The following is a 23586-nucleotide window of genomic DNA, read 5'->3' as shown; positions in this document are numbered from 1 at the left end:
CCTTGCCCGTGAAGGGGTGAGGCTTTTTTTATACCCATCCACCTATCATGAAATCATTTCTGGACTACGCGTCAGCGTTCATGCCTTTATCTGCCGAATCTGTACAGGCCATTGACCAGATAGCCTGGCGACGAAACATCCCTAAACGAACGATTCTTCAGCGAGCGGGTGACATCTGCCCTTATTTCCATTTCATTGAAAAAGGCGTCGGCCGGGTCTATTATTACCATAATGAACAGGAAATAACCGCCTGGCTAGGCTTCGAAGGTCAGATCATCAGTGCCATTGATAGTTTTTTCACCGGAAAGCCAACGGATTACTGGATTGAAATACTGGAAGACGCCCAGATCTGTTCGATTTGCAATACGGATATTGACTGGTTATTCACCCATTTCCCAGAAACCGAGCGGCTGGGCCGTCTGATGATTACGGAAAATTACCTTCGTCTGGATGAACGCATGAAGCTTTTCGCCTTTCATACCGCCGAACAGCGATATGAAATTCTACTTCGTCAGTTTCCCGATATTCTGCAACGGGTTTCACTCCGTTACATTGCTTCTTACCTGGGCATTACCCAGGTAACCCTTAGCCGCATACGAGCGGAGTTTCGGCAGTGATTATTTAACATTTGTAAAAGGATTGGTCGGAGTCATCATAGAATTTTGAAGCGTTTAAATCACCCTTCAAAACTTTATGATGACTACCCGTATTTTCTACCTAGCTCTGCTTCTAGGCTTACTTTTTATGCCCTTGGCCTGCCAGAAAGAAGCTGATCCTAATTTATCCACACTCGAAAAACCTGTTCAGGAAGCCAAAGATTGGTTTGAACAAAACCAGCACCAGGCAACAAGACCCCTCAACAAAGGATTTAACATTTTTACCAAACTGACCGAATGGGCGAAAGCAACTACCTATACGCTAGGGGATACGCTAATTCTTGAAATTCCGCTCACGTATGAAAAAAATACCGGAATGACCCTTTCCTTACAACATGGTGATGAGGAACCCCTAAAGACTATTAAAGCTAACCCGCAGCTCTCACTGTTAACTAAACTGGTTATTATCAAGCCCGCTGGTAAACCTTACCAATCTTTCGTCATGAAAATTTCAGCGGGAGGTGAATACTTCAAAAAATCAGAAAACTTTCTCTTGAAACAGCATTTGTTTTATAAGCAAATTCCTGAGGGTTTCAGAGGACGAATTCTTTTGTATGACTGGAACGAAAATCTTCTTTCAGGTAAGATTTATAAGAACGGGAAGCTCGTTGCGACCATTAAACCAATAGATAAAGGAGGCCGCAGAGTGGTTACCTGTACTACTTATAGCATTGATTATTATTATCAGGCTTGTGCAGGTGGTTACTGTTCCGAATGGACCTATAATGGCAGTGAGTCCACTACGGTATGTGTGGAAACCGACACTAACGATTCCTCAAGCGGATCGGGAGGTTATACGAATTCTGGAACTTCTAGTGGCCCCGGCGGAAGTAGCAGTAATGGAGGAGGTGATTCTGATCCCATTCCCAATCCAGAAGAACAAAGATTTCTAAAACAATACAAAGTACTAGGCCCTGGTAAACCTTTGAACCTGAAACAAAAGCTAAATTGCTTTGGAACAATCCCTTCAGGTAGTAATTATAAATATTCCGTTACGTTATATGTAGATCAACCCCAAGCTGGTACAAGAGATATTGTGAAACATGAATTAGCAAATATTCCTCGTAGACCTGGCCACACGTATTTTGGTTTAGAAAGGCTTGACTCTAACACCGGTGAAGTTATAAGAGTAGTAGCTGGTTTTTATGTGCAGAGTGAATTAACGGCTATGACAGGTATTTATACCGCAGGAGCTTGGGGAGACGACGGAAACAGCGAGTACGATGTTTCGCTTAAAGTAGATATGACAGCCAGTCAGTTTAAAGACGTCATTTATTTTCTCAAAAATCTAGATACACCTACCTATAACTTAGTTGACAATAACTGCACAACGTTTGCCTGTCATTTGCTTTCTCCGTATATCTCGTTACCCGCAGGTTCTGGCTGGATAGGTCCTCTAGGGCAAGGTAAAAACCCAGCCGATTTGGGAGAAGATTTGAGAGAAAAAACCTCCGTTTATGGTAATAAACTTACTACAGGCGACGGATTAACATCTCCTTCTACTACTAACTGCTATTAGCTATGCAAAAGAAAAAAGTTATTCTTTGGACTGTCACTGTACTACTTATTGTCGCCGTTTCCAATATTCCTATTGTTAGTTTTTTTATCTCTTTCTTTACGGGTAATCTAAGCATGATGAATCCTGATTATCATTATACCAGCCAGAAAGGTGGGTTTTCTATTTGGGGACGAAAAGGTTCTGAAGATGTTTTATCGCAATTTGAATCCTATAAAAAACGGCATCCTGAGGATACTGTTCTTTACAGAAACTTTCAAATTAAGCCCTGGCAATTCTGGCGTATTTATGAATACACGGACTCTTGCTATAGATTGCCTTACCAGCCGATGCCTCCTAATGTCAGTGTAGATGATGTTATTAAATAATCATCCATACCTCAGCGGTTAGATTTTAGCCGCTGAGATACTACTAACAATTACGATGCAAAAGAAAAAAGTTATTATCTGGAACCTTATCCTTATACTCCTCGTGGGCGTTTCCAATATTCCTATTATCAGCCTTTTTATTTCTTTCTTCACTGGTAACCTATATTTAAAAGAAGCAAGTTTTCACTTCACTAGTGAGAAAGGAGGCTTTTCTGTTTGGGCTAGGGATGGGTACGAAGACATTGTATCTCATTTTGAATCCTACAAAAAACGCCATCCTGAGGATACTGTTCTCTACAGAAACTTTCAAATCAAGCCCTGGCAATTCTGGCGAATCTACGAATATACAAATCCATATTACAGACTTCCCTATCGAGAAATGCCTCCTAACGTGCCTGCAGATGATATAATCAAATAACAACAGGTGTCTCATCCATCGACTATAAACAACACTAGCCGGTGGATGACCTATCATTTCTAGCCTATCGTCATGCAAAAGAAAAAAGTTATTGTTTGGACTGTTACTGTACTACTTATTATCGCAGTTTCCAATATTCCCATCGTCAGTTTTTTTATCTCTTTCTTTACGGGTAATCTAAGTATGATGAATTCAGATTATCATTATACCAGTCAAAAAGGAGGTTTTTCTGTGTGGGGAAGCAATGGCTACGAAGATATCGTTGCCCAATTTGAAGCCTACAAAAAACGGTACCCTGAAGATACCGTTCTCTACAGAAACTTTCAAATCAAGCCCTGGCAATTCTGGAGAATCTACGAGTATTCTTACCCTTCTTATCGATTACCCTATCAAGAAATGCCTCCTAATGTCAGTAAAGTGGATATAGTTAAATAGTAATCCATACCTCAGCGGTTAGCTGAGGTACTATCGATTATTACGATGAAAAAGAAAAAAGTTATTATCTGGAGTATCATTCTTATACTCTTCGTGGGCATTTGTAATATTCCTATTATCAGCCTCTTTATTTCTGTCTATACCGGTAACATCTACTTTAAACGGGCAAGTTTTCACTTCATTAGTGAGAAAGGAGGCTTTTCTGTCTGGGCAAGAAATGGATACGAAGACATTGTTTCTCAATTTGAAGCCTATAAAAAACGGCATCCTGAGGATACCGTTCTCTACAGAAACTTTCAAATCAAGCCCTGGCAATTCTGGCGAATCTACGAATATTCTGACCCTCCTTATCGATTACCCTATCGAGAAATGCCTCCTGATGTCAGTAGAGTGGATATAGTTAAATAACAACAGGTGTCTCATCCATCGACTATAAACAACACTAGCCGGTGGATGACCTATCATTTCTAGCCTATCGTCATGCAAAAGAAAAAAGTTACTCTTTGGACTGTTACTGTGCTACTTATTGTCGCAGTTTCCAATATTCCCATCGTTAGTTTTTTTATCTCTTTCTTTACGGATAACCTAAGCATGATGAATCTTGATTATCATTATATCAGCCAGAAAGGTGGGTTTTCAGTCTGGAGTAGGACAGGTTCTGAAGATGTTTTATCGCAATTTGAAGCCTACAAAAAACGGCATCCTGAGGATACCGTTCTCTACAGAAACTTTCAAATTAAGCCCTGGCAATTCTGGAGAATCTACGAATATACTGAAATATCATATAGACTCCCTTACCAGCCGATGCCTCCTAATGTCAGTAAAGTGGACATAGTTAAATAGTAATCCATATCTCAGCGGTTAGATTTTAGCCGCTGAGGTACTATTAACAATTACGATGCATAAGAAAAAAGTTATTGTTTGTACTGTTACTGTGCTACTTATTATCGCAGTTTCCAATATTCCCATCGTCAGTTTTTTTATCTCTTTTTTTTACAGGTAATCTCACTTTCAAGGGTCCAGATCATCATTTTATTAGCGAAAAAGGAGGCTTTTCTGTTTGGGGCAGAAATGGATACGAAGATATCGTTTCCCAATTTGAAACCTACAAAAAACGCCATCCTGAGGATACCGTTCTTTACCGAAACTTTCAAATCAAACCCTGGCAGTTCTGGCGAATCTACGAGTATTCTTACCCTTCTTATCGATTACCCTATCGAGAAATGCCTCCTCATGTCAGTAGAGTAGATATAGTTAAATAAGCATTATTAACTATTTAACATTTGTAAAAGGATTGTACCCCCCTAAGCATGAGTTTTGAGTCGTTCAATAACGCTCTACCTTCATGCTAGTCTACATCTTTTTAGTATTTGGTTTTTGTTTTATTCTGGAAAGAATGCTCCCTGGCTGGAAGCTTCCAGAGGTTCCTACCTGGACCGTTCGGGTACTAGGGGTTAACTTTATTCAACTCGGTATTGTAACTCTGGCAGGGTATACCTGGGAAAAGTGGTTATCTGCTTGGAGTGTTCTACATGTATCGTCTTACATCGGCAATGTTGGAGGCGGTATCTTGGCTTATTTTATTGCAACATTCGTATTTTACTGGTGGCATCGCTGGCGACATACCAATGATTTTCTGTGGCTGCATTTCCATCAAATCCATCACAGTCCTCAACGGCTGGAGGTAATTACTTCCTTTTACAAACATCCGCTGGAGATGACCGTCAATTCTATTATTGGTAGTTTATTGGTATATACTTTTCTGGGGCTTTCGATGGAAGCAGGAGCTATTTATACGCTTTGTACGGCTTTAGGAGAATTTTTTTATCACACCAACGTCCGAACGCCTCAGTGGATTGGTTATGTTTTTCAAAGACCCGAAATGCATCGCATCCATCATGAGTATAATAAGCACACCAATAATTACGGCGATATTGTCTGGTGGGATTTGCTTTTCGGCACGTATGAAAATCCCAAAGAATTCAAGACCTCCTGCGGTTTCGATCCAGAAAAAGAAGAACGGCTACTAGATATGATTAAGTTTAAAGATGTGCATAAAGAATGACTATTAAACTCAATCCAATGGTATTATTAGCTTTTCTGTAAAACTAAAAAAGCCCGTTTCCTTTCGAAGACGGGCTTTTTTAGTACTTAAGCTACTTAAACTTTGATCTCTACGTCAACACCTGAAGGAAGTTCTAACTTCATCAGGGCGTCTACCGTTTTAGCTGAAGTCGAGTAGATATCAACTAAACGTTTGTACGTACAAAGCTGGAATTGCTCGCGAGCTTTTTTGTTAACGTGAGGTGAACGCAGTACGGTATAGATTTGCTTATCAGTAGGCAAGGGGATAGGACCACTTACCACAGCACCCGTAGCCTTAACGGCTTTCACGATGCGTTCAGCCGACTTGTCCACTAAATTGTGGTCAAATGACTTGAGCTTAATGCGAATTTTTTGGCTCATCAGAGTTAATAACTGGTTCGTTAAAAAATGCGTTTCCGCAAACCCTTCGCCGAAAGAACCATTTACTCCGGCAGGGAAGTCTTGGTTTGGTTGTTTGTTATTAGTTTTTAGATTTTAGTACTATCAACTAATAACAAACAACTAAAAATTATAAGCCTTTTGCTTTCTTCACTACTTCTTCCGCAATGTTTTGTGGAACGAATTCGTAGTGAGAGAAGGTCAAGTTAGCCGTGGCACGACCGGATGACATCGTACGCAGATCTGTTACATAACCGAACAGTTCTGACAGAGGTACATCGCCTTTGATTACCTGAGCACCGTTACGAGTATCCATACCTTTCATGATACCACGACGACGGTTCAAGTCACCCGTGATAGGTCCGGTGTACTCATCTGGAGTCAATACTTCAACGGCCATGATAGGTTCCATCAGTTTCGCACCAGCGGAACGAGCTGCCTCTTTGTAACCCAGACGAGCAGCCATTTCGAATGACAGCGAATCTGAATCGACATCGTGGAAAGAACCGTGGTACAGACGAACTCGCATAGAATCCATTTGGTAACCAGCCAGAGGACCATTTTTCATAGCCTCTTCGAAACCTTTCTGGATCGCAGGAATGAATTCCCGGGGGATCGTACCACCCACGATTTCGTTCACAAATTCCAGACCTGGCTTACCATCTTCCCGTGGCCCGATTTCGAATACGATATCGGCGAATTTACCACGACCACCCGTTTGTTTCTTGTAAACCTCACGGTGTTCAGCACTCTTCGTCAGAGCTTCTTTGTAAGCTACCTGAGGAGCACCCTGGTTTACTTCCACTTTGAACTCACGACGCATACGGTCAATGATGATCTCCAAGTGAAGCTCACCCATACCACGCATAATCGTCTGACCTGTTTCTTCGTTGGTTTCAACTTTCAACGTAGGATCTTCTTCGATCAGTTTTGTGATCGCTTTAGAGAAGTTATCCTGATCAGCCGATTTCTTAGGCTCGATGGCATAACCGATAACGGGATCTGGGAAAATCCATGGATTCCAGAATGATTGGGTTCTTCTCATCAGAAAGGGTATCTCCCGTTTTGATGTCTTTGAAACCAACTACTGCACCAATATCACCAGCCGCTAAACGATCGATTGAGTTTTGCTTGTTAGCGTGCATCTGGAAGATACGAGAGATACGCTCTTTGTTTCCTGAACGCGTGTTCAGAACGTAAGAACCAGCCTCCAATACACCAGAGTAAGCACGTACGAAACACAGACGACCTACGTAGGGATCCGTAGCAATTTTGAATGCTAAACCTGCGAAAGGATCCGCTTCCGTTGGGTGACGAACTACTTCAGCATCCGTGTTAGGGTTTGTACCAACGATTGCTTCTTTGTCCAGCGGAGAAGGCATCAGAGCCATCACGTAGTCAAGCATCGTTTGTACCCCTTTATTTTTGAATGAAGAACCGCACAACATAGGTACGATTTTCATTTCGATCGTAGCGGCACGAAGAGCAGCCAGGATTTCATCTTCAGAGATCGACTCAGGATCTTCGAAGTATTTTTCCATCAGCGTTTCGTCGTATTCAGCTACTGCTTCGAGTAATTTCTCGCGGTATTCAGTAGCTTCTTCCAGCATATCTTCAGGAATGGGGACCACTTCGAAGGTCATACCTTTGTCAGCTTCATTCCAGATGATACCACGGAAGTTTACCAGGTCAACTACGCCACGGAAACCATCTTCCGCACCGATAGGCAATTGCAGAGGTACTGCATTGCTACCCAGCATTTCTTTTACTTGCTTCACTACATTCAGGAAGTCAGCACCTGAACGGTCCATTTTGTTAACGAAACCGATCCGGGGAACTTTGTAGTTATCGGCCAGACGCCAGTTCGTCTCAGACTGAGGCTCAACGCCGTCAACTGAGCTGAAAAGGAATACCAGACCATCGAGTACACGTAATGAACGGTTTACTTCTACCGTAAAGTCAACGTGACCCGGAGTATCGATGATGTTGATGTGATAAGAGTTATCACGATACTTCCAGTTTACTGTCGTAGCAGCGGAAGTAATGGTAATACCACGCTCCTGCTCCTGCTCCATCCAGTCCATGGTAGCAGCACCATCGTGTACTTCACCGATTTTGTGGCTAACACCCGCATAGTAAAGAATACGCTCCGTAGTGGTCGTTTTCCCGGCATCAATGTGGGCGGCAATACCAATGTTTCGAGTGAATTTTAAATCTCTTGCCATTATTGGTTTTTGATTGTGTTTGTTTCCGTACGGATCCCTTGGCTGCCGGGAATTTCGAGAACTAACGAAATTTTACAGTCCGGCAATCGGGGTGCAAAAATAGACGAATTATTAGAAAAATACTAGTGCTAATTCAAGGTAATTTTTTGGCTCATTGGAAGTTAACTTTTATTTCTGCCCGAAATACTGATTTTCGGGCATTGAGCCGGGACATTGCAGATACGCTGGGGGTCATTATAGTAATAACGCGAAGGCCCTTCAGATCATTCCCATTCTGTATAATTTTATTTACCAGTCACTTACCTTCCAACTTTTCGGGGTAAGGGTATTTAGGCTACTTTAACAAGTCCTTAACATGAAAGGGTTTGACATCGTAGCATTTTTTTATCTTTTTTGCGAGTCTTTTTACAACAGTGAATCCATTTCGCTAAACCTTACCACACAATTATGAGAAAAATTTGGGTAATGCTGGCTCTGTCCACAGCCGTAATGACCAGCTCCTGCGTGAGCAAGAAAAAAGCCCGGGCCCTGCAAACCCAGGTCAACGACCTCCAGGCCGAAAACGCTCGCCTGGCTGAACGCATCCGCGTCGAACTCGGCGACTGCCAGCAAAAGTCCGCTTCCCTGCAGGCTCAACTCGATTCCAAAAACTCCGAACTCTCGGCTAAAGCCGCCCGCGTCAAAGAAGTCGAAGATCAACTCGACTACCTCAAACGAACCAACGCCGGGCTCCTCGACCGCATGGCCGATCTCTCCATCGTTTCCAAACAGGGGGCCGAGTCCATCAAACGTTCCCTGGAAGCCATCGATCAGCAGAGTAAATACATCCAGAGCCTCAACTCTTCCATTCAACGCAAGGACTCTCTCAACATGACCCTGGTCATGAACCTCAAGCGGTCCCTGGCCAATGTCAATGATGAGGACGTGGAAGTACAAGTGAAAAAAGGAGTCGTTTACGTTTCGATCTCCGATAAACTTCTCTTTGCTACCGGTCAGTCCAATGTCAATGCCCGGGCTGAGGAAGTCTTAGGAAAAGTAGCTCGGGTCATCAACGATCACAGTGAGCTCGAAGTCATGGTGGAAGGCCACACCGATGCTGTCCCCATCGCTACCGAAGTCAACAAGGATAACTGGGACTTGAGCGTACGCCGGGCCACTTCCGTGGTACGCTTGCTGCAAAGCAAGTTCAAGGTCGATCCCGCTCGTTTGACCGCCGCCGGCAAGGGTGAGTACGAACCCAAGGACTCTAACAAGAGTGCGGCCGGACGTAAAGTCAACCGCAGAACCGAGATTATCCTCACTCCACGTCTGGATGAGTTCTTCCAGTTGCTGGAGAAAAAATAAGGCATTCCTTGAAGGAGGATACACGTGAAAACCCCGGCTCATCATATGTGAGCCGGGGTTTTTTATGACCGCTCCTCTTATTCAGACGCAACTTTACCGCCTCTGGGTAAGAGGCGGTTTTTCTTACCTCTCATTCATTCTCACCTACCAGCCAGACGAGCATCCATTGCGTCTGGTTAAGAAGCGGTCTTGTTACCCTTTTATTTATCTTCTTCTCCCGGCCAGACGCGATAAAGTCGCGTCTCTACAGAGGGAATTAGAAACTTTTCAACATCGTTATTCGAATCCCAGACTTAGGTAAAGCGGTTACCCCGTACCGGGTACTTGTTTGAAAGTGCTTCTGATTCTCTTCTTTCTTATGAAATAGATTCCAGGAACTTAAAGCCATAGTTAAGGCCCCTAAACTTACGTTTGCCCAAGAGAGTATTTCCTGATGCCGATTTGTGTAGTATACTTCGGTGAGTGTACCATAGCAGCCCCCGCAAATCATATTCTTCATATCCACATACTTACCATCAATTTTATAAGCTGTACCTAAAGGCTCTGGCCGATTGATTAATCCTAATACTATTTCCCCTGCTCCAGATAACATTCCTATTGTTGGTATCCATTTATCATTACTTCCTGTTTGAAGCTGATGTATATTCAAAGCACTTATTCCCAGACTTAGCCCCCCTGCAATCCCGGAACTAATTCCGTACGCAGTTGAAATACGATTTCGAGATACGTACTCACTGGAACCATAACTAAAATAACTCGGCTGAATCATCGCACATTCCTCTTCCGTTAATCCTGATTGCTGAATCCATTCTTTCACTTCCGGCATATCCATGTCCTGAATATAATCATATTGATGCCGGGCGTTTATTCGCTCGGCTACTTCCCGGCCCGCGGTTTGCTCAATCAGATACCCTACCGCACAGATGGCTCCGTCGCGATCAATAAAACAGGGGCGACGTTCGTCAGGATGATCGTAGTTTTTAGGGAACCTCCCTTCATCCCGATACTGCTGTAACAATTCCAGCATCTGCTTTCGCTTTTTTTGGAGATTTTCAGGCAGGTAACTGACATTACGGGAACGCAGTTTTGTGGTCACGTAAGCCAGATGGGTTTCAATTCGAAAGGTTTCCGAAGTCTGGTTATCCGGGCGACGGCCAAACGTTTCGAGGTAACTCTCGTCGCCAATGACAGCATTAATAGGTTGAACCTGTTTTTGGGTAGAGGCGAGCGTCATACCCAGGAAGGCTGCTATGCCCATAAAGCAAAGCATGGTGAAAACTTTCATGGTAGGTAAGGTTATGGAAGGACCATCTAAAGACCCCAGATTCTTTCCAAAGGTTGGAACGCAGGCGATTACCCTATAAAATAAATTGGTTGTAACCCTTTGAACTAAACACAAACGCCTACCTTTGTTCTACTGATCGCATAAAGGGGTGCCCTACCCAACGGGCTGAGATCATACCCATTGAACCTGATACGGATAATGCCGTCGAAGGGAAAGCGTTGAAAATTCAGCATGTACTGTCAATAGTCCGCCGAATTTTTCACATCATCCATCGTTTCATTTACTAGTATTACTGAACCCAGACGGGATTCAGCCCCTTTACCTGTCGCTTGGCGTTACATCCTATGCATGCGACTTTTATTACTTCCGCAAGAAGCACAACGGCCTTCTTTAGAGTCCTGCTGTGCGGTCTTTTCTTTCTTTCCTTCACCACTTATGCCCAGAAAAACAGTACCGGAACGGTTATCGATGCTGCCGACCGACAGCCTTTACCCGGTGCTAGTGTTCGGGTCATTGGAACCCAGCGAGGCATAACAACGAAGTCCGACGGTACTTTCTCCTTAAGTAATCTTCCCGCTACTGCTCAAACGCTGGAGGTTAGTTACCTTGGTTACGAAAAACAACGCGTTAATCTGGATCCGTCACAACCACTTCAGATTGCATTGGTTCGTAGTTCGTACATGGCCGATGAAGTCGTGGTTTCAGCCACACGGGCCAATCAGCGGACGGGTATGGCTTTCACCAACGTCGGTGGAGAAGAGATTCAGAAGCAGAACTTAGGACAGGATTTACCCGTATTATTGAACTTTCAGCCTTCCCTGGTCAGTACAAGTGAAGCTGGAGCGGGTATTGGCTATACGGGCTTTCGCATTCGCGGTTCGGATGCCACCCGCATTAACGTAACCTTGAATGGCATTCCTTATAATGATGCCGAAAGTCAGGGTTTGTTCTGGGTAAACATGCCCGATTTTGCCAGTAGTACCACCAGCATTCAGATTCAGCGGGGGGTGGGAACTTCTACTAACGGAGCAGGTGCTTTCGGGGCGACCGTAAACGTACAAACCAATGAATTTCGCAAGGAAGCTTATGCTGAAACGAACCACAGTGTCGGTTCTTTTCATACCATCAAAAATAATGTTCTGGTTGGTTCCGGCCTGATTAACGGCAAGTTTACCGTTGATGCTCGTTTATCCCGACTTACTTCCGATGGATACATTGACCGGGCGGGTTCTAATCTCAAATCGTTTTATCTGTCAGGGGCTTACTTTGGCAAGAAATCGTTCGTTCGTCTGAATGTTTTCTCCGGTATTGAAAAAACCTATCAGGCCTGGAATGGCGTACCCGAAACGTTGCTAAAAACCAATCGGACGTATAACGAATTTACTTACGATAATCAGACGGATAACTATCAGCAGGATAACTATCAGTTGCTAAGCTCCCATCAGTTGAGCCGTAACTGGACATTCAATTTCAACCTGCATTACACCAAAGGCCGTGGGTATTTCGAGGAATACAAGCCTAAGCAGAAACTAAGCGAGTACCGCTTATTACCCGTAGTCATTGGTGGAGTTACGATAGACACTACGACGTTAATTCGTCGGAAATGGCTGGATAATGATTTCTACGGGACGGTCTTCTCCTTTGATTATGATTCCTTCAAAAAGCTGAAAGTGAACATTGGTGGGGGCTGGAATAAGTACACTGGCAAACATTTTGGGGAAGTCATCTGGGCTCGTTTCGCGAGTAACTCTAACATTCGTACGCGTTATTACGAAGACGATGCTAGTAAAACCGATCTTAATTTTTACGCTAAAGCGTACTACCAGTTAACCGAAAAACTCAATGTCTTTGCGGATGCTCAATTCCGAAAAGTAGACTATGATTTTTACGGGATTGGAAGCCTCAGTCAAAACACGCAGCAGCAGGCGGCTCTTCGTTTCTTCAATCCTAAACTTGGACTGAATTATCAGATCAATGAGCATCACTCCGCTTATGCCTCCTTTAGCGTAGCTCACCGGGAACCTAACCGCGAAGATTATACGCAATCTACGATCCAGAGTCGCCCCAAAGCGGAAGGGTTGCAAGATTGGGAAGCTGGGTATCGATACCAGTCCGGGAAGCTGGCTTTGAATGTAAATGGCTATTACATGAATTACCGCGATCAGCTTGTATTAACTGGAAAGCTGAATGACGTAGGAAGCCCCACGCGAACGAACGCGGGCAAGAGTTACCGCTCTGGTATTGAAGTAGAAGGAGCGTTTCAATTCACGAAAACACTTACGCTGAATGCAAACGCAACTTTTAGCCGGAATAAAATCAAGACGTTTACGGCTTATTACGATAATTACGATGTGTACGACGCATTGGGTCGTCCTACCCAAACGCAGGCTACTTTCAATAATACGGACATCTCATTTTCTCCTAATGTCATTGCCGGTGGACAGTTACTGTGGAAGCCCGTTACAAACCTGGAATTAGGCTGGCTGGCGAAGTACGTAGGAAAACAATACCTGGATAATACGCAGGATGAAAACCGTAAGTTAACCAGTTACTTCACAAACGATATTCGGGCGATTTATAGCATTAAGCCCAAATTTGTGAAGGAAATAAACCTGAGTTTACTGCTCAATAACGTTTTCAATAGACTTTATGAATCGAATGGCTATACGTTCAGCTATACATCAGAAGGACAGTTTACTACTGAAAACTATTACTATCCACAAGCCGGATTTAACTTCCTGGCGGCAATAGGAATCAAGTTCTAACATCCATTTATCCAATCCATAAAAAAAACCGGTAAGCAAGCCTACCGGTTTTTTTATGGATTGGATAAACAGCCTCTCTTAAGAGAAAGATTTGTTAACATCCGATTTTGCGTCAGCGTACGTATGACGAACATCATCAGCAAAATCCTCAGCTTTCGCCTGTGCTTTTCCTTTCAGTTCAAATGCTTTGTCGCGAGCTTCATCTGCGTAATCTTCCAGGTTGTCTTTACCAGCCTGAATTTCATCCAGCATCTTGGTTGCCCAATCGTTAATGAAACGCTTTACGCTTTTGAAATTTTTACTGCCTTTTTCAGGAGCAACTACGATTCCAATCAGTACGCCTACCGCTCCGGCAGCTGCGTATCCTAATAAACTGTTTTTAGCCATGGTTGAATGGTTTTACCTTGAATTAACTCGAATGATATGTTTAGTTTTTCAAGTCTTTCTTTACATCATCAAACGTCTTTTCAACGTCTGATTTGAACGATTTCCAGTCGCGTTTCAAACCGCCTTTGAGTTCGTCCATATCGTCTTCGATTTTGTCTTTACGTTTTTCGAGACGGTCTTTTCGGGCTTCCCAGCGAGCTTTCTCTTCGCCCTTGGTTTCATCAATTCTTGCGTTAATCTGTTTCAGCTCGGCATCAATGTTATCTCGTTGAGCTTCCATACGAGCCATGAATTCCCGCTCCTCGCCTTTCAATTCAGCATTTACTTCCGCTTTCTTGGCTGCTGCATCATTTTCTGCCTCTGCCAGATCTTTGTTAATTTCAGCCTTTTCTTCACGGGCGTCTTCCTGAGCTTCGGCTAAATCTTCACGAGCACTTTTTGGTTTTTCTTCGCAGGAAGTGAGTGTAAAAGCACTTACTAGCAAAGCAGCACTAATGGTCATCAAACTCTTTTTCATGGCAAAAAATAACGTAGGTTGGATTGAATGATAATGACAGGTTGAAAAGATAATTTTAATAATTAATAAAACGTAGGTTGGATTATAAATTTCAATTGTAGGTTGAAGTACTGAATAAATGATTGGTTGAACGTGGTGATAAATTTTAAGTTTTGTCTCAGGTTGACGAACAGGTTATTAAAATCAAAAAGTGATACCAAACGAATAACAAGGTGCTTTTTGGGGAAAAATTTCCCACTTTTCTTTCTATTTATTACCTTAACTTACTTTTCGTTGAATGCTATACACGGTCAAGACTCAATTTCCCAGAGCTGTTACTACTTAATACAAACGAAAGAGCCGGACTTTCGCCCGGCTCTTCACTATACATTGGGAAAGGGTTATTGCAACAAATACGCCTTAAAATCGGCGAAAGTGGTAGTCATCGGTGTGGCTACTTTAGGTTTGTCCAGTAACTCCGCCAGACGCTCTGGTACGGGTAAAGTCGTTCCTAAGGTTGCTTCCATCGTTGGAAGGAATTTAGCGTAATGAGCAGTCGACAGGAACACACCCGTTACGTCCTCATTCATTTCAGCAACCACGTCTTTCAGTCCCTGGTAAGCAATGGCAGTGTGCGGACAAACGAGGTAAGCCGTGTTTTCGTACACCCGACGAATGGTATCCTGCGTTTTCGCATCGTCATACCACACACCCGTAACCAGATCTTTTACGCTTTCCCAATCGCCACCCCCCAAGAGTAATAAACGGGGGAAGTTACTGGGGTTACCCACGTCCATCGCGTTAGAAATCGTTTCCTGCGAAGGTTTTGGTTCAAAGGTACCCGTTGCCAGATAGTCAGGAACGATGTGATTGCTATTCGTAGCGGCAATAAATTTGCGAACGGGCAGACCCATCCGATACGCAATAATCCCCGCCGAAAGGTTACCAAAATTACCACTAGGCACACTGAACACTAAGGGTTTACCCAAATGTTTCAGACGGGCGTAGGCATTGAAGTAATAAAACGACTGAGGAATCAAGCGGCTAATATTAATGGAATTAGCCGAAGCCAGATTGAACTTCGCTCGTAAATCAGCGTCCAGAAATGCTTCTTTTACCAGTCGCTGGCAATCATCAAACGTACCGTCTACTTCCAGAGCCGTTACGTTGGCTCCAAGCGTAGTTAACTGCTTCTCCTGAATGTCGGAAACCTTTCCACTGGGGTAAAGAATCGTTACTTTGATACCGGGTGTTTGGTAAAAACCCTGAGCAACAGCACCACCCGTATCACCCGAAGTAGCCACCAGAATATGAATTTCCTTCGCTGATTTTTCCAGGAAGTATGACATCAGTGAAGCCATAAAGCGACCACCAAAATCCTTGAACGCCATGGAAGGACCGTGGAATAATTCCAGCACATAGGTGTCAGGTTCCACCGCAACGACGGGAGCATCAAAGGTAATGGACTGGTCAATGATTCGCTTTAAATCCGCTTCCGGGATATCATCACCAATTAATGCTTTTGAAACCTCCAGAGCAATCTCGGTTAAAGACAGATTCTGAATATTCTCAAAAAACGAAAGAGGAAGCGTGGGAATATGGTCGGGCATATATAGACCATTATCGGGGGGAAGTCCCCGGAAAACAGCCTCTTCAAGACTAACGTCTGGACTCTGGTGTTTGGTGGAATACAGATTCATCCGAGTTTGCTTTTCATAATCAGTGGAAGTCTAAGTCCTAAGTAATTGGGGTCGGAACTCAACTCGCAGCAGCTTTCATCGAAAGACTTTCCACTGAAACCAGTAACTATTTTAGTATTAGAGCCGCAAAATTCGAGTTTTCCCTCGGGCTTGCCAAATAGAGTTTGGTTTTTTAATGAAACCACCAAGCATACTAACTGTGGATAACTCCGAAACCTGGGGATATCGGGAGTGGGTCAAGCTAGTTACAACCGCTATTTCTTGTTCGTGCACGAATGCGATCGAAGGTCTGTGCTTGGCACGGTAGCTTATGGTAGCAATCGCTTGGCAGAGCCAAGCGACTGCGGGTAGATGTTTTTTCTGTAATGTAGAGACGCGACTTCATCACGTCTGGGTAAGAGGTGGTTATCGTTGCTTTTCGAAAGTATAAATCCCTTACAGATCGCTTTCGAAAGCAGCGACATAGCCTAGCTATTCCTTCAACAAAAACTGGATGTATTCTTCCGCCAATTCAGGCTGATCAAACCAGTATTCCCGTAGTAACGGAGCGATTTCTAGTTTAATAATCCGCTTATACCATTCCTGAAAAGGCTCCTGCGGATGAGTGAAGTAGCTATGCCCAATGAGATATCCACCGCCCAACTGCCGATCATTGTGGATAACTTCGTTGATAACTTTTACTTTATCCACTAATTTGTGGATAACTCCTGTAGATACGTTCTGATTTTCCAAATGCTTCTGAAAATCAGCCCCAAACTCTGGGGATAAGTCTGCAAAGGCAAAACGACGACGTAAGGCATAATCCACCAACGCCAGTGAACGATCGGCGGTATTCATGGTGCCAATCAAGTATACATTTGCCGGAACGTAGAAACGCTCTTCCGAATAAGTCAGAGTAATGGCATTTTCGGGGCCTCGTTTGTCGCTTTCGATGAGTTGAAATACTTCACCAAAAATCCGACTCAGATTGCCTCGATTAATCTCATCAATGATGAAGACAAAAGGTTGCGTTGACTGACGGGCTCGCTGGCAGAATTCATAAAAAACGCCATTACGCAAATAGAAATTTCCGCCGCCGTCCGGGCGAATGCCCTGTAGAAAATCTTCGTAAGCGTAGGACTGATGAAACTGAATCGTTTCGATTCGGCTTTCGTCTTTTTGTTCCAGTAAGGTATAAGCCAGCCGCTTGGCAACGAAGGTTTTACCTACTCCGGGCGGCCCTTGCAGGATTACATTCTGCTTGTAATGCAAGGCTTCCAGCAACTCCCGGAAACGTTCGTCCGAAAGAAATAACTCAGCCTGAGCATCGGACTGGGTATACGCCGGTATTTCATAGGGAACGTCGGGTTCTTCTACTACTGCTGGCTGGATTACCTCCATCGGAACCGAAGCTACTTTTTCCTGAAGCTGAAGCTCCCGCTGATTCCAGGCATAATAGTCGCTTTTCAGACGCTTCAGAAAGGCCAAAGCTGTTTCGTAGGTATGAAAACGCTGCACAGATCCATCAAAGGAAGGTTTATTCTGTTCTCCTGACCATAAGCCTGCTTTTAGTCCCTCTGCTTCGATAGTAATAAACAAATGGTGACAATGCCGGTGCGAAGAACAGTTTTTAGGAAACAACGCTAACCAGCAGTTGAGCGTACCCATGTTGGTACTGCCCCTAAAATCGACGTGGTGGGTTTTATATTTCTCTATCCCTAGCTCGTCAGCAATCGTTTCGGCAATGTCCTGTAGAGTCTGGTGAATTTTTTGGGACTCAATTCGCCGGTAAAAGAGCGTGTATAATAATCGAAAGTATAAATGCTTTCCCTGTTTGCGGTACAGACTAAAGGAATCTTTCTTGGTATGATTAGCCAGACCATCCACGACATTAACGCCGTATTTCAGAAAGTAATCCGTGTCTTTCCGCTCGATTCGTTCGCGGTAAAAATCCACGTCCTGAGCACTCAGCGGCGGACGCTCTTCCTGAAGCTGATTTAATACTTCGTAACGTAAAAGGTTAATGGGCTGAAAATTCTGGGTAACCTGTTTATAATCTTCCAGTAACTCCTCAACGGTAGCTTTTGGAATTTCATTCAATCGGGAAAATAAAGCCGCATCGTCTGCTTCCAGTGTTTGTAAATACTGAGCAATCTGCTGAATACGCTTAATTTTCTCCTCAATGTCTGTCATTACTTCGTACGCTGATAAAATTGTTCAATCTGATTGCTGAGGTCTACTAACTGATTTTCAGGAAGATTTCCCGAAAAGTATCGTACCTGACCAATCCGTCCCAACAGACGGTCAATTTCGGACCGCTCCAGTCCACTTTTGGCCGTTAGGGTTTCTTTAAATTCTTCATCCAGTTCGGTAGTAGATATGTTGAATCGCTGTCTTACATACGCCAGCCAGTACTGAATTTTTTTCTCCGCAATCGAGGCGTGATCGGCCTGCTGGTAATATAACTGACCCACCGTCTCTACAAATTCCAGCGATTTATTTTTGACGGGTTCAATCACCGGAATGACCCGTTGGCGGCGTTTACTTTCAAAAATCATGAATAATCCCAGCCCTGCCAGCGTGAGGTAATAAGCCCAGGTCAGGCTTGGGGTGGTGAAGAGAAAACGTAGCAAACTCTGTTCACCTTCGCGGCCCTGTTTACTGTATTCATCGTAATAAATCGGCAGGTTAGGTAAATACGACAAAGCTCTAAAAGCGTAATTATCCGAACCCTGTTTTAATACATAATAGTTCGTAAAGACTTCAGGAGCCGAATGCAGGAATAGCTCGCCCTTTCCCAGCCGAAAATGCAGAAAGTTATACTGCCCGTGCTGGTTTACCCCCAAAGCCGTTCCCATTTGAGTAGAGTCCGTAGTAATAAAATGGTTTTCAGCCGTTTCTTTTTCCATGACATACCCCTGCCCTGCCTGAGCGAACGCCGGGTTTAGAAAATTAATGGTCATCGTATCCAGCCGAAACCGATTGTAAAAGGACTCCTGACTTTCTTCTGCCTCCTGCTGGCTCTGATACGCCCGATTGAAGTCGATTAGGTTATGCGTTCCCGTTTTCAGATGAAGTGTATCCAGAATGGCTTTCGGGAAACTATTCGCCGATAAAAACACGACATTACCCCGCTTGATAAATCGGAATAAAGCTCGAATATCGGGCGTTTCAAACGTAGAATTCTCATTGATATACAGATAGGTACTTCGCAGCGGCCACTCGTTTTCCTTTTCCAAATTATAAAAAGGAACCCGTACTGATTTAACCGGCTGGCTGGGAAAAAGACCGGGTAATAAATCAAAAATAGCTTCGGCAGCAAAGGGTGTTTTCTGGTCATTACGGTACGTACGCGTCCAGTCAATGGGGCGAGGGCGGAAATATTCTACTGCGATGAACAGAGCCACAATGCCCAGCAGAATGAGGCTAAATTTGGAATTTTTCAGTTTCATCATTCTTACTGAGTTACGGGTTTGAAGGAATCAAACTCCCGCTTTATTTCCTGATACCGTTCTTCATTAATGGGAAAGTCGCCGTACCAAACGTACTCAAACGAAGAGGTTAACTGCTCGAAGCGACTGCGTACGGAAGGTTCCGTTATTTCGTAGACGTAAGTGCGGTTCGTCTTGTTGATCTGCCAGCCAATTAACTCCTGATCTGTCAGGATTTTGAGGGCACGCAGGTATAATAATCGCACGGCCAGCCGGAAATTTCGCTGGCTACTGGCTTCTTCAATGGCTTCCTGAAAATTAATGGCGTGAATGTCCTCGTAAAGCGTATCATACGGCAAAGCAACACCGTCGGATTTTCGTTTGAAAAGCCCCATTTTTATCCATGCCGATCAATTTATAGATTACAAAAACAACGATAGCAGCAATAAAGGCTATCTGAATCCATTCGCGACCGGTGCGGGTAGTAGAACTATAAAGAAAGTCAAATAACCAACTCAGAAAACGCTGCCAGATTTCATCCAGAAAACCCGTCGGTGGTTCAGGATCATAGCTGTATTTGTAATCGCGGGAGGTAGTAATGTCTTTCCAGATTTCAGCATTCGGCTGACGCAAAGCCGGACGAGCCGCTTCTACCGGAAGGACTTTCTTTCCAACCCCCAGTGAATCGCTGCCCGACTGAGCCCAAACGGACTGAGTAACGATTATAAAAAATAGTATTAAACGTCTCATTTGTTCAATTATCTGTTTTCAGTTTACGGTTATTCAGTTGAGCATTAACCCTAGCGTAACTTGTGCCGAACTCCGTGCAACTCTGCGGTTAATCCATAGGATATACAGCACCTAACCTCCATTGAAAACCGTAAACTGAATATTACTCTTCTTCATCGCGTCTGGTTTGGATACCGATCTGACTGATTTCTTCCATTAAGCCAATGCCTTCTTTCTTCTCCACCAAAGAGAAATATTGAAAACCGAGAGCAACATCTACTAATCCGCCCAGAATAGCTGCACCGCCAACCGAAATAATGGACGTTAACATCATAATCCATTGCAGGTTCTCTCCCAATACTTTCAATCCCTGAAGAAACATAATCAAGTACATAGGAACGGATAAAATCGCTCCCAGAAAACTCGCGGCAATGGTTACCAGAATCCGAATTCCGAACGTCGACAGTCCATCGCTCCAGCTAAGTTGAGCCAGTTCCTGCGAACGCTGCAAGGACCCAATGGGCGATAAGTCTTCCTGCACCATACTGATCGTTCCCATACTGAAGACGGTATAGGGATAGGCCACGGGTAGAAAGCAGAGAATGGCTCCCAGCAACAGACTCAAGCCATATAGAATATACATTCCTAAGGCAGGAAGTAGTTTACGGGAAACTACCCGCCAGATGTCAGCGGGCTCAATGGGGCCGTCCGTGCTGAGGTATTGAACGAGGTACGTGCTCACCACCAGCGACATCACGATGTGTGCCAGTAGATTGAAAAGCATACTCAGCAGGTATTCTATCCCCCAGCCCGCCGTACTGAAGGAGGAAGCCATGCCGTAGCGATCACTCGCCAGGCTGAAAAGCTGGGACTGAAACAAGCCCGTAGCAATGCCCGAAATCAGAGAAAACGGAGCCGCAAAGTAAAGCAAAACGGGTCCCAGCGTACGCAGGTTTTGAAAAGTAAACTGGAACGTAATGTTGATAATTTCACTAAAATCTCGCTCTTCGCGAAGTCGGATCGGACGCATGTTTCAGGTAGGTAATTAAGGTAGAGGATTATCGGTTTACCTGAGCCTTGCGGTTCAGCTGAATGGGATACCAGACAAAATACCAAAGTATAAAGCAAGCCGAAAGGGTTATGATCAGAATGCTAACCAAGGGATATAAAGGTTGCCGAGTAACAAAGCCTTCAAGAAAGCCCGCGGTTATGAAAATCGGCATCAGGCCAATGGCAATTTTCATTCCCTGTCGGGCTCCCCGCTGAAAAGACTCCCAGCGGGAATACGTTTTCGGGAAAAGGATGCTGTTACCGATGGTTAACCCGGCACAGCCCGCAATGATAATAGCCGAGATTTCCAGCGTTCCGTGAATCCAGACGGTTAATAAGGCATCCCGAATCACGCCTTGCTGAAACAGAAAAGTAAAAAAAGCCCCGAGCATTACTCCATTTTGAAATAAAACGTAAACCGTTCCTACCGAAAACACGATACCGTACACAAAAGCCGCAAACGCCACCCGAATGTTATTGATCGTGATGGTCAGAAACGAAACCGTCATTTGCTGGGACTTATAGACGGCCATCGGGTCGCCCTTCTGAATATTATCGAGGGTCATATTAACATACCCATCCCCCAAAATCAGACGAACAAAACTTTCGTCGTATAAACTCGAAACCGTACCCAGAATTGTCGCTGCAAAGAAAAACAGGAAAGCATAGAGCAGTTGTCGCTGGGAGTTATAGAATAGGAAAGGCAGTTCATAGGCCCAGAAGCGAAACAGGCGATTACTCTTTTCCTTCCGATTGGCGTAAATTTTCTGATGAAACCGCGTTGCCAGCGTGTTGAGGTAACGCGTCACCGGCGAGTCCGGGTAGAAGGTACGGGCATATGACAGATCGTCTGTTAACTCAATGAACTGCTCGGCCAGCTCATCAGGATTCTGGGTACGATCTTCTTCGTAGTGTTTCCACTTTTCCGTATTCTGTTTGATAAAAACTGCTTCCCGCATAAGAATCCAGCGAAAGACCTGTGATAAGAGTAAAGTATTTGGCCTTCGAGCCAAATTAGCAAAAACTTTTTCGTAATTCGCTCTTCGCTCAGTGATACTGTTTAGAGTTTTGCATTTTGTGTTTAGCGTTCAGTATAAATTGTTAAACAAAGGAAAGTGTACTTAAACCATAGAGAGATCATCATTAACTCTCTGCTCTAAATCCCAAACGCTCAACGCTCCCCATGAATCCGACCATTGCTTTTCAGACGAATCAGAACGTTACCCTGGAATTTCTTCCCGCCAGCATCGGCGACCGCATACTGGCCTTTCTTCTTGACTCGCTCATCATGGGAGCCTGGGTGTTGCTGGGTTCTTTACTGATTGGGAAATTGATCGGCGGTGAGATTATGGACAGCAATCTGACCATCAGCCTGTATCTTCTATTCATTGCTTTACCCGTTATGTTTTACAGTCTCCTTTCGGAGGTTTTCATGAATGGACAATCCATTGGCAAGAAAGTATTGGGGCTACGGGTGGTTCGGGTGGATGGAACGCCGACTACCATCAGCGATTATCTGCTTCGCTGGTTGTTACGCCTCGTGGATGTTTGGGTGCTTTCAGGGATGATTGGGCTGGTTACCATGGCCATTTTCAGTGGTCAACGTCTCGGCGACCGGGCAGCCAAGACGGCAGTGGTGAAGCTTCGAGCTCCTGTCAAGCTGGGTGATCTGCTGCCTACTCAAAACGAGTACCCAGATTATGAAGTTACGTTCCCGCAGGCATTGCTTCTGTCTGACCGTGATATTACCACCATTAGAAAAGTGATTCGAAAAACGCAGCAACACCATACTTTCGATCTGTTAGCTCAAACCGCCGAACAGGTGAAGCAGGTAACCAGCATTCAAACGGATCTCGACGACTGGGTTTTCCTCAATACATTAGTGCAGGATCATACGGTACTGGCGGTGCGAGAAGGCGTATAAAAACTTTGCAGTCACTCGGCAGAGGCTAGTTAATTTCCAGAAAGAACCCATCCTACCATTTTAAAGTAAGATTCGCCGCAGTCGCTCGGCTCTGCCGAGTGACGACCTAGCTGTAGGCCTCCGGCCGTCTCATACAAGAAACTTACCAGGTAACAAATAACCATTCTAATACTCCGGTCATAGTTTAGTTACTCGGCATAGGCTAGTTAATTTCCAGGAAGAAACCATACCGCCATTTTAAAGTAAGATTCTTCACTGGGCAGAGCCGAGTGACTTTGGGGAAATGACTTATAAAAGCTAATCCATTACCTATGAAACTTTATACGTATCTAAATGAGGTGAAAGACGGTTGCTTTTTCTTTTGGAGAAAGTACACCACTGCTACTATATTAAA

General features: G+C 44.2%; 22 protein-coding genes, 1 pseudogene and 1 riboswitch. Of the genes and pseudogenes, 11 read left to right on the top strand and 12 right to left on the bottom strand.

Features of this window, described 5'->3' with window-relative positions; genetic code table 11:
• Positions 1-47: 47 nt before the first annotated feature.
• The 8 genes from QE390_RS08870 to QE390_RS08835 all read left to right on the top strand — a co-directional run bounded on the left by QE390_RS08870 (position 48) and on the right by QE390_RS08835 (position 5458).
• Complete coding sequence (locus tag QE390_RS08870) at positions 48-617, top strand: Crp/Fnr family transcriptional regulator (RefSeq protein ID WP_307141887.1); 570 nt, start codon at positions 48-50, stop codon at positions 615-617.
• A gap of 76 nt (positions 618-693) precedes the next feature.
• Complete coding sequence (locus tag QE390_RS08865) at positions 694-2175, top strand: hypothetical protein (protein WP_307141886.1); 1482 nt, start codon at positions 694-696, stop codon at positions 2173-2175.
• A 2-nt stretch (positions 2176-2177) separates the two neighbouring features.
• On the top strand, positions 2178-2540 hold the full coding sequence (locus QE390_RS08860; RefSeq protein WP_307141885.1) for a hypothetical protein: 363 nt from the start codon (positions 2178-2180) through the stop codon (positions 2538-2540).
• A gap of 55 nt (positions 2541-2595) precedes the next feature.
• Positions 2596-2958 (top strand): hypothetical protein, encoded by a 363-nt coding sequence (locus QE390_RS08855; protein WP_307141884.1) that lies wholly within the window; start codon positions 2596-2598, stop codon positions 2956-2958.
• Positions 2959-3030: 72 nt separating this feature from the next.
• On the top strand, positions 3031-3393 hold the full coding sequence (locus tag QE390_RS08850) for a hypothetical protein (RefSeq protein ID WP_307141883.1): 363 nt from the start codon (positions 3031-3033) through the stop codon (positions 3391-3393).
• 45 nt (positions 3394-3438) lie between these two features.
• A complete protein-coding gene (locus QE390_RS08845) occupies positions 3439-3801 on the top strand; it encodes a hypothetical protein (RefSeq protein ID WP_307141882.1) in 363 nt (120 codons plus the stop codon).
• Between the two features lie 72 nt (positions 3802-3873).
• Positions 3874-4236 carry a hypothetical protein gene (locus QE390_RS08840; protein ID WP_307141881.1) on the top strand — a complete coding sequence of 121 codons (363 nt, stop codon included), beginning with the start codon at positions 3874-3876 and terminating at the stop codon, positions 4234-4236.
• A gap of 502 nt (positions 4237-4738) precedes the next feature.
• Positions 4739-5458, top strand: coding sequence for a sterol desaturase family protein (locus tag QE390_RS08835; protein WP_307141880.1), 720 nt, complete (start codon positions 4739-4741; stop codon positions 5456-5458).
• A gap of 95 nt (positions 5459-5553) precedes the next feature.
• On the opposite strand, the gene rpsJ is transcribed toward QE390_RS08835, so the two are convergent.
• Together rpsJ and fusA are read right to left on the bottom strand one after the other, a co-directional pair.
• The gene (rpsJ, locus tag QE390_RS08830) at positions 5554-5859 is read right to left on the bottom strand and encodes a 30S ribosomal protein S10 (protein ID WP_094811061.1); all 306 of its coding nucleotides are present in this window, start codon (positions 5857-5859) and stop codon (positions 5554-5556) included.
• A 148-nt stretch (positions 5860-6007) separates the two neighbouring features.
• Positions 6008-8102, bottom strand: a pseudogene (gene fusA, locus QE390_RS08825) (elongation factor G).
• Between the two features lie 447 nt (positions 8103-8549).
• Between fusA and QE390_RS08820 the strand changes: the two are divergent.
• Positions 8550-9446, top strand: a complete 897-nt coding sequence (locus QE390_RS08820; RefSeq protein WP_307141879.1) for an OmpA family protein — start codon at positions 8550-8552, stop codon at positions 9444-9446.
• Positions 9447-9702: 256 nt separating this feature from the next.
• Here QE390_RS08820 and QE390_RS08815 read toward each other — a convergent pair whose 3' ends face one another.
• On the bottom strand, positions 9703-10731 hold the full coding sequence (locus QE390_RS08815; protein WP_307141878.1) for a hypothetical protein: 1029 nt from the start codon (positions 10729-10731) through the stop codon (positions 9703-9705).
• A gap of 134 nt (positions 10732-10865) precedes the next feature.
• Positions 10866-10961, top strand: a riboswitch (TPP riboswitch).
• Between the two features lie 114 nt (positions 10962-11075).
• Here QE390_RS08815 and QE390_RS08810 point away from each other — a divergent pair.
• Entirely contained in the window at positions 11076-13496 is a 2421-nt protein-coding gene (locus tag QE390_RS08810) for a TonB-dependent receptor (protein ID WP_307141877.1), read from the top strand.
• A 78-nt stretch (positions 13497-13574) separates the two neighbouring features.
• Here the strand turns inward: QE390_RS08810 and QE390_RS08805 are convergent, their stop codons facing one another.
• The 9 genes from QE390_RS08805 to QE390_RS08765 all read right to left on the bottom strand — a co-directional run bounded on the left by QE390_RS08805 (position 13575) and on the right by QE390_RS08765 (position 22227).
• Positions 13575-13883, bottom strand: coding sequence for a YtxH domain-containing protein (locus tag QE390_RS08805; RefSeq protein WP_307141876.1), 309 nt, complete (start codon positions 13881-13883; stop codon positions 13575-13577).
• A gap of 40 nt (positions 13884-13923) precedes the next feature.
• Positions 13924-14400, bottom strand: a complete 477-nt coding sequence (locus QE390_RS08800) for a hypothetical protein (RefSeq protein WP_307141875.1) — start codon at positions 14398-14400, stop codon at positions 13924-13926.
• Positions 14401-14780: 380 nt separating this feature from the next.
• Positions 14781-16079, bottom strand: a complete 1299-nt coding sequence (gene thrC, locus QE390_RS08795) for a threonine synthase (protein ID WP_307141874.1) — start codon at positions 16077-16079, stop codon at positions 14781-14783.
• A gap of 471 nt (positions 16080-16550) precedes the next feature.
• Complete coding sequence (locus QE390_RS08790) at positions 16551-18251, bottom strand: AAA family ATPase (RefSeq protein ID WP_307141873.1); 1701 nt, start codon at positions 18249-18251, stop codon at positions 16551-16553.
• The gene (locus QE390_RS08785) at positions 18251-19513 is read right to left on the bottom strand and encodes a DUF4350 domain-containing protein (protein ID WP_307141872.1); all 1263 of its coding nucleotides are present in this window, start codon (positions 19511-19513) and stop codon (positions 18251-18253) included. Before QE390_RS08785 ends, QE390_RS08790 begins: the two co-directional genes overlap by 1 nt.
• A 2-nt stretch (positions 19514-19515) precedes the next feature.
• A complete protein-coding gene (locus QE390_RS08780) occupies positions 19516-19884 on the bottom strand; it encodes a DUF4129 domain-containing protein (RefSeq protein WP_307141871.1) in 369 nt (122 codons plus the stop codon).
• Complete coding sequence (locus QE390_RS08775; protein ID WP_307141870.1) at positions 19838-20239, bottom strand: hypothetical protein; 402 nt, start codon at positions 20237-20239, stop codon at positions 19838-19840. Before QE390_RS08775 ends, QE390_RS08780 begins: the two co-directional genes overlap by 47 nt.
• A 142-nt stretch (positions 20240-20381) precedes the next feature.
• A complete protein-coding gene (locus tag QE390_RS08770; RefSeq protein WP_307141869.1) occupies positions 20382-21248 on the bottom strand; it encodes a hypothetical protein in 867 nt (288 codons plus the stop codon).
• Between the two features lie 28 nt (positions 21249-21276).
• Entirely contained in the window at positions 21277-22227 is a 951-nt protein-coding gene (locus QE390_RS08765; RefSeq protein ID WP_106638429.1) for a stage II sporulation protein M, read from the bottom strand.
• Positions 22228-22451: 224 nt separating this feature from the next.
• On the opposite strand from QE390_RS08765, the gene QE390_RS08760 reads away from it, so the two are divergent.
• Positions 22452-23192 (top strand): RDD family protein, encoded by a 741-nt coding sequence (locus QE390_RS08760; protein ID WP_106638428.1) that lies wholly within the window; start codon positions 22452-22454, stop codon positions 23190-23192.
• Positions 23193-23586 lie beyond the last annotated feature (394 nt).

It is taken from the genome of Siphonobacter sp. SORGH_AS_1065, assembly GCF_030818595.1.
In the GTDB taxonomy this organism is placed as follows: Bacteria; Bacteroidota; Bacteroidia; order Cytophagales; family Spirosomataceae; genus Siphonobacter.
Note: the sequence above shows the minus strand (reverse complement) of the source record. Positions and strands in the feature narration are given on the sequence as shown.